Genomic DNA, 19,220 nt, shown 5'->3' with positions numbered 1-19,220 from the left:
ATGAAAAATTACTCTTTTGCAAAAACGGCTATTGTGAGAACTCCAATTGAAGAAAAACAAATGGATCTTACTTGGGAAAAAATCGTGGAAATTTTTTCTAAAAAAGAAAACAGAGAAGCATTGTTTATTGGTTCTCCAAACATTTATAAAGCACTTGTTATGTGGGAAACTGGAGAAGGTTTTCAAACAGAAGAAGAACTAAAAAACTTAAAAGGATCATTATACAAATATGCTTCACGTTTAGCAAACCGAAGCACGCCTTTTGGAATGTTTGCCACAGTAGCTGCAGTGGAATTAAATTCGGAAACCAATCTTAATATTGCCGAAAGCACTTTAGGAAGATTCACAAAATTCGACATGTACTTTTTAGGAAGTTTTCTGCCGGTGATTGTGAAAAATGACGCCATCAAAAACGTATTGAAATATTACAGCAACAATTCAATTTATACCGTTTTTGATAAATACCGTTATGTCGAATATTACTTCAAAGACAACGTGCGTTTTCACAAAATTTCAGAAGTTGAAATAAGCGATTATTTGGAACTTATTTTCGAAAAAGCAAAAGACGGTGTTTTATTAAGCGAACTGGCAGAATTGCTTGTTTCTGATGAAATTACACTAAAAGATGCCAACGAATTTATCGACACTTTAATCAAAAGTCAGTTTATTGTATCTGAATTAGAATTTACAATAACAGGCGAAGATTACTTCGAAAAACTTCGAAAAACATTCTCTGAAAAAAGATTTGATTTTTATGAAGCCGAAGTCATCAGAGAATTAATTACCAATTTAAAAACCAAAATCAATAATCTTGATACAAATACTATTAACGATCCTGCTTTATATACTCAAATTCATGAGTTAATAAACGAAGAATTAGATCACGTAGACATTTCAAAACTATTTCAAGTAGATAGTTTTAGAAAAATTGAAAATGGCTCGATTAGCTTTAAAACCTTAAAAAACCTGCGCCCGGCGTTAACCGCTTTAAACAAATTGCAATCAGGTTCAGAAAATGCAAACTTAAAAGAATTCAAAAAGAAATTCCTAGAGCGATATGAAGAATACGAACAGCCTTTGGTAAATGTTTTAGATCCAGATGTTGGAATTGGGTATGCAAAAACAGCAGGTGCAAAATCGCCGTTAGTTGATGATTTGCTAATTAGTGGAAACCAAGCGCAGGTAAATCAGATCGCGATGGATGCCAAAAAATCATTTCTGTTTAAAAAACTGCTTCATGCGGCTAAAAATAATTTACAATCAATCGAATTAACTGATGAAGAAATCAACCAATTCGAAGAAAATGAAGCTTTGTATCCTGATACATTCTCTGCATTTGTAAATGTATTTCACGAAAACGGAACTGAAAAAATCAATATTAAAACAGCCAGCGGACCATCTGCAAATGGTTTAATTGGACGATTCGGGCATCTTGATACTAAAATTCTGGATCTTTGCAACGAAGTAGCTTCAGTAGAAAACCAGCTGAATCCAGATAAAATCATTGCCGAAGTAGTGCATTTACCGCAGGCAAGAACCGGAAATATTCTATACAGAAACTTCCAGAGAGAATATGAAATTCCGTATTTAGGAAATGCTTCTGTAGACAGAGATCACCAAATTATGATTGATGATTTGTACGTTTCTGTAAAATCAGGAAAAGTAGTGCTGCGCTCAAAACGATTAAATAAAGAAATCATTCCAAGATTAAGCAACGCACACAATTTTGCCTCAAATGCATTGCCAATCTATCACTTTTTATGCGACCTGCAGAATCAAAATTCATTTGGATTTGGATTCAACTGGGGCGGACTTCAGAATGAATTTGATTTCCTGCCAAGGGTTAATTACAAAGACACCGTGTTCAGCAGAGCTACATGGACTCTTAATAAAACAGAAATTGAAAATCTTGTTGCCGCTGCCGAAGCAAAAAATCTTGATTTTATTACTGATTTCAAAGAAAAAAGAAACATTCCAGATGTCGTATATATTTCTCAAGGAGATAATGAAGTCCTAATCAACTTCAATAACGAATTAAGCCGAAATGTTTTTTACTACATGCTGAAAGGAGAAAATGTGATTAAGCTGAAAGAATTTTTATTTACAGAAAATACCATCACACCAGATTATTGCAATGAAATTATCTTCACGGCACATAAAAACATAGAGAAAAAGGTTGAAGTTGCTGAGGTAAATCAATTCGTTTCTCAAGAAAACAAAAACAATGTTCAAACTTCATTTTCAATAGGAGAAAAATGGCTGTATTATAAATTTTACTGCGGAGAAAGAGCAGGAGAAGAGCTTCTTAAAAAAGGCATTACACCAATTGTAGAAGAATTACAAGCAAAAGGTTTAATCGACAAATGGTTCTTTATTCGTTATTATGACGTTCAAGGACATCATATTAGATTCCGTGTTTTATTAAAAAACAGCAATTTGTTTACAGACTGCATCAACATTATAAAACAACACGTTGAACCATTTGAGCAGACAAGAATTATCTGGAAAACACAAACAGACAATTACCTGCGCGAATTACAACGATACGGATATGAAGCAATAGAAGCAACAGAATCATTGTTTTTTAACGACAGCGAATGCACTTTGAAATTTGCCGATATGATCGAAGGAGATACAGGAGAAAAAATTAGATGGATGTTCTCATTATTATCGATCGACCATTTCTTAAACGATTTTGATGTTAAGCTCGAAGGAAAAGTGAAATTGTTCAATGCGGCTAAAACTAGTTTTGGAAAAGAATTCAACCGTTCTGGAAGACTAAACAAACAAATTAACGAAATGTTTGTACAGCACGAATCTGAGATTGAATCCTTCTTAGATCCAAACTTGATGGATGAAATTTACGAACCATTAATTGAAATCCTTAAAGAACGTTCTCAAAAAAATGCGCCAATAGTAGCAGAGATAAAAGAACTGGGTAAAGAACACCGTTTGCCAACCTATCTTGACAATATCATGTTGAGTTATGTACACATGATCTGTAACCGAATTTTCTTGACCAAACACAGAATTCATGAAATGGTAGTTTACGATTACTTATACAAATATTACAGCAAACAACTTCATACAGGAAAAAAGAAAGAAACCAAAGAAGTTGAAGAATCTATAGCGTAACAAAAAGGGGAATTCAGGAGAGGTTAGAATTTAATAGTTTTTTCTAAACCAAACCTTCTGCCATTCCCTTTTTAAAATTAAAAAAGAAACTTGTTCGGCAAGGATTACCAAATCTGAGCCGTCAAGTTTTTTTATTTCATTTTCGGGAACATCAATAATATAAAGCAGATTCAGGTATTCAGCAAATTTGTACTGAATCATTCGGTAGACTTTTTCGTGAAGCTGGATTTTCAATTCTTCAGGCGTAATACTCATCGGGAAATCAATTCCCTCATTAGCCAGATTAAAATCCTTATTAATCTGTCCGATTAAGTTTAGATATAAATTTTCTTTTTCGGCATCAGCCAATAAAAAATCAGTATTTTCAGGAATCGGAAACATTACGAATCGTTAAGAATTGATGCAAAGTTAGAATTAAAAATCATTTAATGGTAGATTCTCTTTCTATGATTCTTGTAGGAAGTTCAATAATTTGATGGGTAACCTCACGATGTTCTTTAATATCAGCTATTTCATCAATTAAAATCGAAACCGCTGTATGTCCCATTTCAAATCCAGGCTGGTCAATTGTGGTTAATTTTGGCGAAATAACTGTACTCATAAACCAATTGCTGAATCCAAAAACAGCCACCTGATCCGGCGTTTTTATTCTAGCCTCATTAAAATATTTAATAATCCCGATCGCTACTAAATCGGTAATCGCAAAAATGGCGTCCACATCAGGATGTTCACTCATTATTTTCTGAGCATTTTCGTAACCATCTTCAAAATCAGTATTATTGTCGCAAACATAAACCAGTTTCGAATCATATTCAATTCCGTGTGCTTCAAGTGCCCTTTTATAGCCTAAAAAACGATCAATAGAATTTTGAGGAACATATGAACCTCTAAAATGGGCAATTTTTTTGTAGCCTTTATTAATAAGATATGAAACCGCATCAAAAGCTGCTTTGGCATCATTAATTACCACTTTGGAACAATTCACTCTTTTGGCAATTTTATCAAATAAAACTACTGGCGTATTTTTTCGGATCGCATCATTAATATGAGAGAAATCATCCGTTTCATTCGAAAGCGACATCAAAACACCATCAACCCTTTTCTGAATTAACAATGCAAGCTGTTTTTTCTCCAGCTCATATTTTTCGTTCGACTGCAGAATAATAACCAGATAACCTCTCTTTTCAGCCTCTTCTAAAATCCCGTTCAGCACACTCGAAAAAAAGTGATGAACCGTAGCCGGAATAATGACACCAATAGTTTTGGTTTCGTTCGTTCGAAGGTTAACCGCAACAGAATTTGGAATATAATTCATCGTCTCGGCCATTTCGAGAACCTTGGCACGAGTTGATTTGCTTATATCTGTATATCCTTTGAGAGCTTTAGAAACCGTTGTAACCGATATTCCTAACGCCGAAGCTATATCTATTAATTTAGTATCATTCATAAAATAAATGTACTAAAAAATCAATTTCATAATCTAAAAATTAATTTTCGAAAACGTTTTAGGTGATTTCGAAAACGTTTTCGATTTTTAATTCTTAAATTCAAATTAATTAGTATTTAAGTTTACATAGATGAAATGAAAATTTTACTAACGAAACCAAACCAAAATGAAAAAACAGCATTATTATTTACAGATATTATTTTTGATATTTTGTATAATTTCTGTTCCAAACAGTTTATTCGCTCAGGCAAAAAATACTGTTTCGGGAAAAGTTTTAGATGAGAATGGACAAACCATTCCGGGAGCAAATGTATCTTTAAAAGACACAGGAAAAAATGTAATAACAGACGAAAACGGAAACTTTATTTTTACCGATGTTATTGCAGGAAACTATTATGTAGAAGCCACAAACGTGGGTTACAAAACCTATAAAAAAGAAATTTCAGTAAAAGAAGGACAATCGGTAACCGTAGATTTACTGTTGGAAACTGAATCTCAAAGTTTAAAAGAAGTAGTCGTAACAGGTTCATCTTCGCCAAGATCCAAATTAGAATCGAGCGTTGCCATTACAACCATGGGGGCAAAAGCTATTGAAGACAGAGCGCCGTCGAGTACTGCAGCCTTATTGCAGACTATTCCGGGATTTGTGGTTGAAGCATCAGGAGGAGAAATTGGAAATAACCTTTTTGCAAGAGGTATTCCATCAGCCGGGGCGTATGAATATGTACAAATTCAAGAAGATGGACTGCCGGTTTTTGAAGATGGAGCACTTCAGTTTGCTAATGCCGATACTTTTTATAGACTCGACGAAACCGTAAGCAAAATGGAAGCTGTACGAGGAGGTTCTGCGTCAATTTTTGCTAATAATGCGCCGGGAGGAATTATCAACTTTATTTCGAAAACGGGACAAAACGATTTTCAAGGAAGAGCCAAATTCACCACTTCTGATTACGGAATGTTCAGAACTGACTTAAATTTATCTGGTGCATTAGTTCAGGATAAATTATTCTTTAACGTTGGTGGATTTTACAGAACCGATAATGGAGTAAGAAACACAGGATTTACAGCCAACAAAGGCGGACAAATCAAAGGAAACCTTACCTATAAATTTGATGACGACGATTATTTAAGAGTAAACTTTAAACATCTGGATGACAGAAACACATTTTATCTGCCAATTCCTTTAAAAAGCAACAATGGAAAAATAGAAGGAATTCCAGGTTTCAATCCAAATTACGGAACGTTGACTTCAGTAAATTTTAGTCATTTAAATGTTCCTCAATATGGAGGCGGTACTTTCAGTGCTGATTTAGAAGATGGTTCGCACCCAATTATCAACTCAATTGGAGCTGAGTTTAAAAAGAAAATTTCAGATAAAGTTACGTTCAAAAACGCTTTCAAAAAGACAGCGATCGATTTAAATTACAATGCTATTTTTCCTAACGGAGGACCGTGGACACAAGATGCATACGCAACAGGAGTTCAAAATACTACAGCTTCTAACTTGACGTACAGTTATGTAGATAACGGACAAACATTAGACCCAAATGCATTAATCATGCGCGCTGATCTTTGGCACATTCAAAAGAAAATGGACAATTTTGCGAATAATTTCTCTTTCTCTTTCGACTTAGATCCAGTTAAATTAACAGCTGGTTACTACTATTCTAATTGGAAATCAAACCAATACTGGAACTGGAATTCGTATTTAGTAAGCGTTTCAGACAATCCAAGATTATTAAACGTAAAAGACAATACAACTGGAGTAGACCATACTTGGAACGGTATCGAACGAATCACTTGGTTAGAAAGAGATGCACAAACCAAAGGACTTTTAAATGATGTTTACGCTGACGCGGAAATCAAAGCAACCGATAAATTGACTTTTAATGCCGGATTACGTTACAACAAAGACAAATATTCAGGTTATCGAGACAATGCAAGATTTTTTGCTGAAGACTTAGGAATTTTAGACAACAATACTGCCGATGATGCCGTAACAACCGTAAAAGGAAATCCATACACCTATTGGAGATATGATGTAAGCGAATGGTCATATACAGCAGCGGGAAATTACAAGTTTAATGATAACATGGCATCTTACGTTCGTTACAGCCACGGATTTAGATCACCAATCGAAGAATCATTTTATGATAACGCAGCCAATTTAAGCAAACTTGAAAACACAGAAGTAAATCAATTCGAATTAGGATACAAATACTCGAATTCATTCTTCTCTGTAAACGCCAACTTATTTCACATGAACCTGAAAAATGTTGCTTTTACTGATATTTTATCTGATGGTTCATCCGAAAATAAATTTGCCGATGTAAACAATATTGGTTTAGAAGTCGAAACCAATGCGAGATACAAATTCGCTAAATTAAACTTCACGTTTACCGTTCAAAAACCAGAATACGACAACTTTACAGGAACAAATGCAGATGGTTCTACGTTTGATTTTAATGGAAATACAGCACGAAGAATTCCTAAATTTTTCTGTAACTTAAGACCAGAAGTAGATATTACAAAAGACTTTACCGCTTACGTACAGTTTTCATATTACGATAAAAAATACACCAATCAAGACAACAAACAAGTTTTACCAGCTTACAAAGAAGTAGGAGCAGGTTTAAATTATACCTACAACAATCTTCGTTTTGCGGTTGATGCTTCGAACTTGTTCAACGAAATTGGTTTAACAGAAGGTGATCCAAGACAAACCACATCAGCAGCGAGCGATGTGTTTATGGCAAGACCTATTTTAGGACGCGCGTTTAGATTCTCAGTTGCCATTAATTTCTAATTTTATATAGATTAGTGGCGTAATTTTTAAAAATATTAAACACATAGAAACATAGATTTCATCATTAAACAAGAGCAAAAAAGAAACTAGTTTCTACATAAAGCTATGTGAATTAATGCAAATGAAATGCCTTTTGAATTCTAAGCTAAAGCTATGTTTCTATGTGTTAAAAATTAAATATAGAGTATAGATGCTGTAGAAGCGCACACCAGTGCGTCTACACTGCGCAACCACAAAAGCATAGAACAAAAAAAATGAAAAACATAGGAATTAAAATCTCACTCTATCTCAATTATTTTGTCTTCGCTATTTTATTAAACAGCGTTGGGATTGTGATTTTAAAATCGCAGAAAAACTACGGAGTCGACGAAGTGCAGGCCAGCATTTTAGAAGCTTTTAAAGACATGCCTATAGCCATAGTATCCTTTTTTATAGCCTCTTTTTTACCCAGAATCGGCTATAGAAAAGCCATGCTTACCGGATTAGGATTGGTCACTCTGGCGTGTATTTCTATGTATTTTGGAAACTCTTTTGACAATGCTAAAATTCTATTTGCAGCCGTTGGAGTTTCATTTGCCCTGATTAAAGTTTCCGTTTATTCCTTGATAGGAACCGTTACAGACACCAAAAAAGAACACAATGCCTTAATGAGCAGTATCGAAAGCTTTTTCATGATAGGAATTGCGCTGGCTTACTTTTTATTTCCAGCCTTTAACAATGAAAACGATCCCAATTCATGGCTGAATGTCTATTGGCTATTGGCAGGATTATCCTTTTTATCCTTCTTGTTTTTATTCTTTGTAAAATTCGAAGAAACCCAAGCAGCAGGAGCGAACTTAAAAGATGATTTCAGTCAGATGTTCAAATTAATCATAAAACTGCTGACGATTATTTTTGTCATCAGCGTTTTTTTATTCGTGATGATCGAGCAAGGAATTCTGTCTTGGCTGCCTACATTCAATACAAAAGTCCTTCGTCTGCCGGAAAACATCAGTATTATGATGGCCAGTATTCTGGCTGTTTCACTGGCAGTAGGAAGATTTATTGCTGGAATTGTAACCAAAAAAGTAAACTGGATTTGGGTGTTAAGTGTCTGTATAATATCGGCAATGCTGCTCGTTATTTTTGTACTTCCCAAAACCGTAGGATTAGAAGTTAAAGAAATTCACACACTTTCGGATATTCCTTTAATTGGATTCGCATTTCCCTTAATCGGACTTTTTATTGCGCCAATTTATCCGTTGTTAAATTCGATTGTATTAAGCGCCTTGCCCAAAAACCTGCAAAGTTCTATGACGGGATTAATTGTGATTTTTTCGGCTCTTGGCGGTACTTTGGGTTCCAGAATAACAGGATGGCTTTTTAAACATCAAGGACCTGAAAACGCATTTTATTTTACCCTGATTCCGATGTCCTTGTTATTGATATCCTTTTTTATTCTTAAAAAAATAACTGCAGAAGATGAAATTTAAATTACATATAACCCAAACCATTGAAAAATTATTGGCTCAGGAAGATACTGATGGCGATAAAAAAATAACGATTGACGATAACGGTCCGAAACAATTTCTGCTGATAGATGAAAACGGAAATTCAGCAAGAATTGAAGGAACTTATCAGCTTTCGAACTTATTGCAGGAATTGGCTTTAGCTAAAAAAGAGGAAGCTGAATTTGCCGAAATAACACTCGACATTATTACCGAAGATCCTGTAAAAAGAATTTCTCGAAAAATAAAAGATTTATATTGGAAAGGGCTTACCAGAACAATTGATGCCGTCGGCGTAAAAAAAATACTGGAAGACGATAAAATTGAAAATGAAATCTCGTATTTGTATGTTCCGTTTGGCGACGAAATAGTGCTTGATTATTTCCAAAAACTCGAAGCGGTAACTCCGAAGTTAAAAGTAGTACAGCTACCAAAAAACATCGCGCCAGAATATGTTTTGTCACTCAACAAAAAACCAGGAATTTTGGCATTGGCACTTCAGATAAAAAACAATGAAATCTCTGGAGTTCCTTTTGTAGTTCCAGGCGGAAGATTTAATGAAATGTACGGTTGGGACAGTTATTTTATTGCCAAAGGACTTTTAATAGACGATGAAATTGATCTCGCTTTGGGCATTGCAGAAAACTTTAAATACCAAATCGATCATTATGGAAAAATTCTAAATGCCAACCGAAGCTATTACTTGACGCGAACACAGCCGCCACTTTATACTTCGCTGATTATGGATGTTTCAGAAAAGTCTGATCCTGATATTTTTTGGATTGAAAGACATTTAAAAACGGCTATAAAAGAATATAAAACCGTTTGGATGGAAGAAGGAAAACGACTTACAGCCAATGGTTTAAACCGATATAAAGCAGAAGGAATCGGGCTTCCGTTTGAAGTGGAAGAAGGACATTTTGATGATATTCTCGAACAGTACGCACCAAAATACAATCTCTCTACACGAGAGTTCGAAAAAAAATATCTTGAAAGAGAAATTGTTAATCCTGAACTAGATAAATATTTTACCCACGACCGAAGCATGCGCGAAAGCGGACACGACACAACACACCGTTTAGTGGGAGTTTGTGCCAATTTAAACACCGTTGCCATCAACAGTCTGCTGTATAAATATGAAATTGATATTGCCTTTTTGATCGAAAAGTATTTTAAAAATGAATTTCAATATTTTGAAGACAAATCCTATTCTGGTGATTATTGGAGAGAAAAAGCAGCGATTAGAAAAGAGCGTATCAACAATATTTTATGGAATCAAGAAAACGGCATTTACTACGATTATGATTTTGTAAATGAAAAACAGCACGTTTTTGAAGCCGCGACTACTTTTTATCCGCTTTGGGCGAAAATAAGCACGCAGGAACAAGCCGAAATTCTGGTAAAAAATACATTGCCAAAATTTAAAATGAAAGGAGGAATTGCAGGAAGTACAAAAGAATCTATTGAAGATGTCGATAAAAATTCACCAATAAGACAATGGGATTATCCGTTTGGATGGGCGCCGCACCAAATGCTTTTATGGGAAGGACTTTTAAATTACGGTTTTAACGATGAGGTTCAGGAAATGGTGTATCGCTGGCTTTGGCTCATTACCAGAAATGCGGTCGATTACAACGGAACCATTCCGGAGAAATTCGATTTATCCATCAGTTCCCATAAAATTTTTGCAGAATACGGGAATGTAGGAACCGAATTCAATTACATAACCGAAGAAGGTTTTGGGTGGATGAATGCTTCTTATCAGTTTGGTTTGACAATTCTAAAAGGCGATTTAAAACAAAAATTATCAGATTTGGTTGATCCAGATGAACTTTTCAAATAAACAAGCCTTCGACTTCGCTCAAGATCACACTCAGTTCTATGATCACGTTTGTCAAGCTGGGCTGAGTCGAAGCTCTTTTAAGTTTAAAAAAAACAAACCCGACAAGTTTTAAAAACATGTCGGGTTTACTTTTTCATAACCCCTCGACTTTTCTCAGGATAACACTCATTCTATAATGATGTTTGTCAGGCTGAGCGAAGTCGAAGCCCTTTTGCTATACTTTTCTTCCCATTAAGTTTTCACCAAATGTTTTAAGAATATCTTTTTTCTCAGTACTGATATCCATTTTATCCAAAGTTTCAAAAGCTTTAAAAGTATACATTTCAATAGCTTCCTGAGTCGCTTTTGAAGCACCAGATTCATTAAAAATGGCTTTGGCAGTTTCTATTTTTTGAGAATTATCTTCTAGCTGTAAACTGAATAATTGTTGTAATTCACTTGCTTTTTCTGGATTTGAAAACTCTAATGCTTTTAAATACAAATACGTTTTTTTGTTTTCAATAATATCACCTCCAACTTGTTTTCCAAACGTTTCTGGATCACCAAAAGCATCCAGATAATCATCTTGTAATTGGAAAGCCAATCCTAAATTCAATCCGAAATCGTATATCAAATCACCTTCTTTTTCTGAAGTTTTGGCTACAATTGCTCCCATTTTCATCGCAGCAGCTACTAAAACTGCTGTTTTGTATTCAATCATTTTTAAGTACTCAGGAACTGTAACATCTTTTCTGGTTTCAAAATCAACGTCCCATTGCTGTCCTTCGCACACTTCAAGAGCGGTTTTGCTGAAAAGCTTTGCTAAATCTCTAAAAATCTCGGGTTCGTATTGCTCAAAATACTGATATGCCAAAATTAACATCGTGTCTCCAGAAAGAATGCCGGTGTTTAAATTCCATTTTTCATGAACGGTCACCTGTCCTCTTCGCAAAGGCGCATCATCCATTATATCATCATGTACGAGTGAAAAATTATGAAAAACTTCAACCGCCATGGCGGCCGGAAGTGCTACCGTATAATCAGTATCAAAAACTTCTGCAGCCATTAAAGTTAAAACCGGACGCATACGTTTTCCGCCAAGTCCTAAAATGTATTCAATAGGTTCGTAAAGATTTGTGGGTTCTTTGTGTATGTCTTGTTTTTTTAAATAATCAATAAAAAAATCTTGGTACTGACTAATATCGTGCATAATGAAATTCTGATTTGCGAGCCTCAAAGATACAATTCAAATATGAATAATTTATGAGCAATATCATTAAAAGCAAATTAATGAACTAAAACGTTTTCAAATTTCTTCTCATTTTAAATATGTTAAAATTTTTTTCAAAAAACTTGGAAACTTTTTTGGTATTCAGAGTTTCCTGTTTATATTTGCGGCAACAAATGGAAACTCGGAACACTCAAAAAGTTTCCATTGTAGACTTAAGAAAAGTATAATATCAATAAAATCAGATATTTATGAAAACAAAATGGACTTTAGATTCTACCCAATCGGATGTTTTAATTAAAATGAGACATTCTAGAATTGCTTACTTAGGAGGAAATACAAATAAGTTTGGTGGTTATGTGAATATTGAAGATAATGAAATTGAAGATGCATCGGTAGAGTTTTCATTAGATATAAATAATAAAAACGAAAGTTTCCAGCAGATAGATTCTCATTTACAGCTTCAAGATTTTTTTCAAGAAGATGAGCATCCAATCATCAGCTTTAAATCAACTTCATTTCAAAAAGTGAACAACAACATTAACTTCTTCAAAGGCGATTTAACCATAAAAGATGTAACTAGAGTAGTAGAACTCGATGCAGAATTTATTGGTGTGAATAACTATAACGGAGAGAAAAAAGTAGCTTTTGAGATTAAGGGCGATATTAAACGCCAGGATTTCGGACTAGATTATAATTCTTTCAATCACCAGAATGGAGAAGCACTTGGAAAAGATATTAAACTGATTGCCAACTTGGAATTTAGTATATAAATCTTACATCAAGAATAATTTAATGTAAAATTATTACAAATAGTGCGGAAACTATTTTTTAAATTTTAGTTTCCTAAGTATATTTGTGATGCAATAGGGGATCACCAAAATGAAAGAGAAAATTATATCGAAAGCAAGTGAACTTTTTTTAAGACTTGGTTTTAAGAGTGTTACGATGGATGATATTGCAGGAGAAATGTGTATTTCAAAAAAAACGATCTACAAATATTTCTGTAATAAAGAAGTCTTAATTGAAGAAAGTACTTCGATGGTTCATAGACAAGTTCATGAAATTATGGACACAATTGTAGCCAAAAACTACAATGCGATTCATGAGAATTTTGAAATCAGAGAAATGTTTCGTGATATGTTTAAGAACAATATTGATACTTCTCCAATTTATCAGCTTAAAAAACATTATCCAGAGATTTATCAAAACATCTTGTCGCATGAAATCGATCAGTGTACACAATGTTTTAGAGATAATATCGAAAAAGGAATTCGTGAAGGACTTTACAGAAGTGATTTAAACGTAGAGGTATATGTTAAGTTTTATTACACATTGATTTTTCACATTAACGAAAATACAGTTTCTGAAAGTGAAGCCCAAAGAATAGAGTTAGAAGCATTGGAATACCACACAAGAGCAATGGCTACTCCAACTGGTATTACAGAATTAGAAAAACAGCTTCAAAAAGTTAAAGTATAATCATCAATCTTTATAAATAAGATGATTTTTTAATCATCAATAAAAACCAATAATAATAACTACATATGAAACGAATAGTTCTTATATTTTTATGCACAATAGGTCTGTCGGCCAGCGCGCAGGTAACCACTTTAACCTTAAAAGAGGCAGTTAACTACGCACTTCAAAATAAAGCCGATGCTAAAAAAGCGAAACTTCAGGTTGAAAATAGTGAATATAAAATTCAGGAAGTACGTTCAAGAGCATTGCCGCAAATTTCTGCAAACGGAAATTTAACTTACAACCCAATTATTCAAACTACTGTTATTGATGGAGCAGCATTTGGTGCACCGGGAACAACCATTCAGGCAGCGTTTGGACAAAAATGGACTTCAACTGCTGGGGTTTCTTTAACTCAGGCAATTTTTGACCAGTCAGTTTTTACAGGATTAAAAGCGGCAAAATCTACTCGTGAATTTTATCAAATAAACGATCAGTTAACAGAAGAGCAAGTTATTGAAAGAGTTGCCAATAACTATTACTCAGTGTATGTGCAACAGGAAAGATTATTGCTGTTAGACAGCAGTTATGTGAACACTACTAAAGTACGTGACATTGTAAAAGGACAATTTGACAATGGTTTAGCAAAAAAGATTGACTTGGATCGTATTGTGGTAAAAATGTCAAATATCGATACGGAACGCCAGCAGATTAAAAATCAAATTACTTTACAAGAAAATGCTTTGAAGTTTTACATGGGGATGCCTATTGAAACTCAAATCGTATTGCCAAAAGAAGAATTTGAAGTGGTTCCTGCAGCATTAACACAAGAGCCAAATATTGAAAACAGAACCGAATACCTGCTTTTGAAAAAACAAGAAGAGCTTTTAGTTTACAATAAAAAAGCAGTTCAAGCTGGATATTACCCAACACTTTCTTTAACCGCTGGTTACAATTATATTGGTCAGGGACCAGAATTTCCTTGGTTTGCAAAACCAGAAAAAGGTGTTTACTGGTCTGATTTCTCTGCCATTGGATTAAACTTACACGTGCCTATTTTTACAGGTTTTGGAACTCGTGCTAAAGTAAGACAGGCTGATGTTGAAATTAGATCGCTTCAAGAAGATATTAAAGACACCAAACTTTCTCTTGACTTGGATTACAGAAATGCCATGGCTCAAATCGAAAATAACTTGGTAACCATTGAAAATCAAAGAGAAAATATGCGTTTGGCAACAGAAATTCTAAGTAATACCAAAAACAATTACCTTCAAGGTTTAGCTTCTTTAACCGATTTGCTGGACGCAGAAAATGCATCTCTTGAAGCGCAAAATAATTATACAAGAGCAGTTTTAAATTATAAAATTGCCGAAATATCTCTAATCAAATCAAAAGGCGAACTTAAATCTCTTATTAAATAACTAATTACAATGAAGAAAACTATTATAACAATCGTAATCATAATTGCATCTCTGGGTGTAATTGGATATGTCTTAAATAATAATAAGAAAAAGAACAAGGAGAAAACAGATATCGTAGCTGAGAAAAATGCAGCGATTTCAGTTAAAGTATCTCCAGTAAAAACAGAAGAAGTTTCATTAGATTTCGTTGCAAACGGAAACTTTCAGCCAATTCAGGAATTAACTTTCTCTGCAGAAAAATCTGGAAAAGTGATCAGCGTTTTAGCTAAAGAAGGTGACTATGTACGAGTTGGACAGACATTATTAACCGTAAGAGGAGATGTTATTAATGTGAATGCGCAACAAGCTCAAGCAGTATATCAAAATGCAAAATCAGATTACAGCAGATATGAAAATGCATTTAAAACTGGAGGGGTTACAAAACAACAATTAGATCAGGCAAAATTAGCTTTAACAAATGCAGAATCTAACTTAAAACAAGCTAACATCAATGTTGGAGATACTAAAGTAAAAGCTCCAATCAACGGATTTATCAATAAAAAATATGTTGAGCCAGGATCTATTTTAGCAGGAATGCCGGCTACAGCGTTATTTGATATTGTAAACGTTTCTAAATTAAAATTAGTAGTTACGGTAAACGAAAATCAAGTGGCAAGCTTAAAAGTAGGAAACCATATTAATGTAACAGCTAGTGTGTATCCTGATAAAAATTTCTCTGGAAAAATTACTTTCATCGCTTCAAAAGCAGATGAATCATTAAACTTCCCAGTAGAAATTGAAATTACAAATAATGCAAACAATGACCTAAAAGCAGGTATGTACGGAACGGCAAACTTTGCATCAAACCAACAAAAACAAAACTTGATGGTTGTTCCTAGAAATGCATTCGTAGGAAGCGTGAGTAGTAATGAAATCTTTGTTGCAGAGAACGGTGTTGCAAAATTAAGAAAAGTAGTTGCTGGAAGAATTTTGGGTGATAAAGTAGAAGTTATCAAAGGATTATCTGATGGAGAAAAAGTAATTGTTACAGGTCAGATTAACTTACAAGACGGAAATACAGTAGAAATTATTAAGTAATTGTACCGCTTTAAGCCGTAAGTAATAAGCTTTAAGCATTTTAATAAAAGCCTAAAGCCGACTGCTTACAGCCTACAGCCTAAAACAAAATATATGAAATTAGCCGAAATATCCATAAAACGTCCGTCGTTGGTAATTGTGTTATATACAATTCTAACACTTGGTGGATTGTTCAGCTACAGCCAGTTAGGTTATGAGCTGATCCCAAAATTTGAACAAAACGTTATTACAATTTCTACTATTTATCCTGGAGCTTCTCCAAGTGAGGTAGAAAATACAGTGACCAAGAAAATAGAAGATGCGATTGCATCTTTAGAAAATGTCAAGAAAATTGATTCGAAATCATACGAAAGTTTGTCTATTGTTTCCATTACATTGACCTCAAACGCTAAAGTCGATTTCTCTTTAAATGATGCGCAGCGTAAAATTAACGCCATTATTAGTGATTTACCAGATGATGTTAAAACACCGGCATTAACTAAATTCTCGCTGAGTGATTTACCAATTATGACACTTGGTGCCAATGGTAAAATGGATGAAGCGGCGTTTTATGACTTAATTGACAAGAAAATCGCGCCTATTTTATCTCGTGTACAAGGTGTTGCTCAGGTAAATATTATTGGTGGTTCTGAGCGTGAAATTCAGGTAAACCTTGATGCCGTAAAAATGCAAGGTTACGGACTTTCTGTTCCTCAGGTACAACAGACCATTTTGTCTTCAAACTTAGATTTCCCTACTGGAAATATCCAGACTCGTAATCAAAAAATATTAATTCGTTTAGCAGGTAAATATAAAAATGTTGAAGAATTAAGAAACTTAGTAGTTTCTTCTCAAAACGGAATTCAAATTCGTTTAGGTGAAATTGCTGATGTTCAGGATTCACAAAAAATTGCCGAGAAAATATCTCGTGTAGATCAAAAAAGTGCCATCGTTTTACAAATCGTAAAACAATCTGATGCAAATGCCGTAGCGGTAAGTGAGCAGTTATTAAAAACGGTTGCTCAGCTTGAAAAAGATTATAAAGTAAATCAATTAAAACTTGAAGTAGCAAAAGATAGTACCATCTTTACACTTGAGGCTGCAGATTCTGTAGTTCACGATTTATTGATTGCCGTAATTCTGGTAGCATTTGTAATGTTGTTCTTCCTTCACAGTATTAGAAACTCATTAATTGTAATGGTTTCTATTCCAGCGTCGTTGATTGCAACTTTCATCGGAATTTATTTAATGGGATATACATTAAACTTAATGAGTTTATTAGGATTATCTCTTGTGGTTGGTATTCTGGTCGATGATGCGATCGTGGTATTGGAAAATATTTACAGGCACATGGAGATGGGTAAAAGCCGAATTCGTGCATCATATGACGGAACAGCTGAAATTGGTGGAACCGTAACTTCGATTACTTTAGTAATTGTGGTGGTGTTCTTGCCTATCGCGATGAGTTCTGGATTAGTATCGAACATTATTACACAATTCTGTGTTACGGTAATTATCTCTACGATGTTATCATTGTTGGCTTCGTTTACTATTATTCCTTGGTTGTCTTCTCGTTTCGGGAAATTAGAGCACATTGAAGGAAAAAATTTATTTGGAAGAATAATTCTTGGTTTCGAAGATTATCTAACACGTTTCACAAACTGGGTTTCTCATTTATTGACTTGGTGTTTAGATCATTATATTAAAACAATTGTCGTTGTAGTTATCTTGTTCTTTGCTTCTACAATAGGATTAATGGGTGGAGGATTCATTGGAGGTGAGTTTTTTGCATCATCTGATAGTGGTGAGTTCTTAGTTCAAATCGAAATGCCAAAAGACGCATCGTTAGAACAAACTAACTTCATGACTCAAAAAGCTGAAGCATTCTTAAAACAACAAGAATACGTTCACAGTCAGATTACAACAGTTGGACAAACTTCTGAAGGTTTTGGAGCATCACAAGCTACAGCTTACAAAGCAGAGATCGACGTAAAAATGATCGAACAAAAAGATCGTACAGATGATGCGAATGTGTATGCTGCAAAAATCAAACGTAAGTTAGAAAAAGTATTAGTTGGAGCAAAAGTTAAAACGGTTCCAGTAGGTATCTTAGGTACTGCAGAAGATGCAACTTTAGGATTAATTGTAACTGGTCCTTCAACAGAAGCGGCAATGGCTTTTGCAAAACAAGCCGAAGCAGAATTACGTACTATTCCTGGAACAACAGAGATCAAATTAACAGTTGAAGACGGAAATCCAGAAATCAACGTAAAAGTAGACCGTGATAAAATGGCTGCTTTAGGATTAACACTTCAAACAGTTGGTTTAACCATGCAGACTGCTTTTAGTGGAAATACAGACGGTAAATTCAGAGCTGGTGAATATGAGTATGATATCAATATAAGATATAATGCTTTTGACAGAAAAAGTATCACTGACGTTAGTAATCTGATTTTTGTTAACTCAGCTGGACAGCAGATTAAATTATCTCAGTTTGCTGATATTACAGAAGGTTCTGGGCCTAGCCAGTTAGAGCGTAGAGATAAATCTGCATCTGTAACAGTAAAAGGACAAAACGTTGGGGTTCCTTCAGGAACAATCGTTCAGCAATGGCAGGCAAAATTAGATAAATTGAAAAAACCAGCCGGAGTAAACTACATTTGGGGTGGTGACCAAGAAAACCAATCTGAAGGATTTGGTACTTTAGGAATCGCTTTATTAGCCGCTATTATTTTGGTTTACCTTGTAATGGTGAGTTTGTATGACAGTTTTGTGCACCCATTCGTAGTATTATTTGCTATCCCGCTTTCGTTCATTGGAGCAATGCTTGCACTGGCATTAACAAACAACTCATTAAATATCTTTACCATCTTAGGTATTATTATGTTGATTGGTCTGGTGTGTAAAAATGCGATCATGCTTGTCGATTATACCAACCAGCGAAGAGCGGCTGGAGAATCTATCAGAACAGCCTTGATTCAAGCTAACCACGCACGTTTACGTCCGATCTTGATGACCACAATTGCCATGGTATTTGGTATGTTCCCAATTGCATTAGCATCTGGGGCAGGAGCAGAATGGAAAAACGGATTAGCATGGGTAATCATTGGAGGTTTGATTTCATCATTATTCCTAACCTTGATTGTAGTGCCTGTAATTTATAATATCATGGAGAAAATTATTCATAAATTCTCTAAAGGAGAAAAAATCGATTACGAAGCTGAAATGGTTGCTGATTATACACCAACAGAATTAAGCGAAGACGGTTTTAATCCTAAACATACCCATTAATTGATTTAATTTTAGACGAAAAATCCCAGATTCCGAAAGGAGTTTGGGATTTTTTATTTTTAGATA

The 19,220-nt window shown here is 34.5% G+C and carries 12 protein-coding genes; 9 read left to right on the top strand and 3 right to left on the bottom strand.

The annotated features are described in order from the left end of the window. Positions 1-3,135, top strand: coding sequence for a lantibiotic dehydratase (locus tag J0383_RS09795; RefSeq protein WP_207298215.1), 3,135 nt, complete (start codon positions 1-3; stop codon positions 3,133-3,135). Positions 3,136-3,165: 30 nt separating this feature from the next. On the opposite strand, the gene J0383_RS09790 is transcribed toward J0383_RS09795, so the two are convergent. Both J0383_RS09790 and J0383_RS09785 read right to left on the bottom strand, forming a co-directional pair. Then, positions 3,166-3,516, bottom strand: a complete 351-nt coding sequence (locus J0383_RS09790; RefSeq protein WP_207298214.1) for a hypothetical protein — start codon at positions 3,514-3,516, stop codon at positions 3,166-3,168. Positions 3,517-3,556: 40 nt separating this feature from the next. Then, positions 3,557-4,582 carry a LacI family DNA-binding transcriptional regulator gene (locus J0383_RS09785; RefSeq protein ID WP_207298213.1) on the bottom strand — a complete coding sequence of 342 codons (1,026 nt, stop codon included), beginning with the start codon at positions 4,580-4,582 and terminating at the stop codon, positions 3,557-3,559. 166 nt (positions 4,583-4,748) lie between these two features. Here J0383_RS09785 and J0383_RS09780 point away from each other — a divergent pair, with 166 nt between their 5' ends. The 3 genes from J0383_RS09780 (at position 4,749) to J0383_RS09770 (ending at position 10,718) form a co-directional block, all read left to right on the top strand. Then, positions 4,749-7,388 (top strand): TonB-dependent receptor, encoded by a 2,640-nt coding sequence (locus tag J0383_RS09780; RefSeq protein ID WP_207298212.1) that lies wholly within the window; start codon positions 4,749-4,751, stop codon positions 7,386-7,388. A gap of 254 nt (positions 7,389-7,642) precedes the next feature. Then, entirely contained in the window at positions 7,643-8,860 is a 1,218-nt protein-coding gene (locus tag J0383_RS09775; RefSeq protein WP_207298211.1) for an MFS transporter, read from the top strand. Continuing rightward, entirely contained in the window at positions 8,850-10,718 is a 1,869-nt protein-coding gene (locus tag J0383_RS09770; RefSeq protein ID WP_207298210.1) for a trehalase family glycosidase, read from the top strand. Before J0383_RS09775 ends, J0383_RS09770 begins: the two co-directional genes overlap by 11 nt. A 214-nt stretch (positions 10,719-10,932) precedes the next feature. Here J0383_RS09770 and J0383_RS09765 read toward each other — a convergent pair whose 3' ends face one another. After that, positions 10,933-11,907 carry a polyprenyl synthetase family protein gene (locus J0383_RS09765; RefSeq protein WP_207298209.1) on the bottom strand — a complete coding sequence of 325 codons (975 nt, stop codon included), beginning with the start codon at positions 11,905-11,907 and terminating at the stop codon, positions 10,933-10,935. Between the two features lie 269 nt (positions 11,908-12,176). Here J0383_RS09765 and J0383_RS09760 point away from each other — a divergent pair, with 269 nt between their 5' ends. The 5 genes from J0383_RS09760 to J0383_RS09740 all read left to right on the top strand — a co-directional run bounded on the left by J0383_RS09760 (position 12,177) and on the right by J0383_RS09740 (position 19,154). Next, positions 12,177-12,698 carry a YceI family protein gene (locus J0383_RS09760; RefSeq protein WP_207298208.1) on the top strand — a complete coding sequence of 174 codons (522 nt, stop codon included), beginning with the start codon at positions 12,177-12,179 and terminating at the stop codon, positions 12,696-12,698. A 109-nt stretch (positions 12,699-12,807) separates the two neighbouring features. Then, positions 12,808-13,407, top strand: coding sequence for a TetR/AcrR family transcriptional regulator (locus J0383_RS09755; protein WP_207298207.1), 600 nt, complete (start codon positions 12,808-12,810; stop codon positions 13,405-13,407). A gap of 65 nt (positions 13,408-13,472) precedes the next feature. Further along, on the top strand, positions 13,473-14,807 hold the full coding sequence (locus J0383_RS09750; protein ID WP_207298206.1) for a TolC family protein: 1,335 nt from the start codon (positions 13,473-13,475) through the stop codon (positions 14,805-14,807). 9 nt (positions 14,808-14,816) lie between these two features. After that, positions 14,817-15,884 (top strand): efflux RND transporter periplasmic adaptor subunit, encoded by a 1,068-nt coding sequence (locus J0383_RS09745; protein WP_207298205.1) that lies wholly within the window; start codon positions 14,817-14,819, stop codon positions 15,882-15,884. A gap of 93 nt (positions 15,885-15,977) precedes the next feature. After that, a complete protein-coding gene (locus tag J0383_RS09740; protein WP_207298204.1) occupies positions 15,978-19,154 on the top strand; it encodes an efflux RND transporter permease subunit in 3,177 nt (1,058 codons plus the stop codon). The last annotated feature ends 66 nt before the right edge of the window (positions 19,155-19,220 follow it).

The sequence above is a fragment of the Flavobacterium endoglycinae genome (assembly GCF_017352115.1).
Classification (GTDB): domain Bacteria; phylum Bacteroidota; class Bacteroidia; order Flavobacteriales; family Flavobacteriaceae; genus Flavobacterium; species Flavobacterium endoglycinae.
Note: the sequence above shows the minus strand (reverse complement) of the source record. Positions and strands in the feature narration are given on the sequence as shown.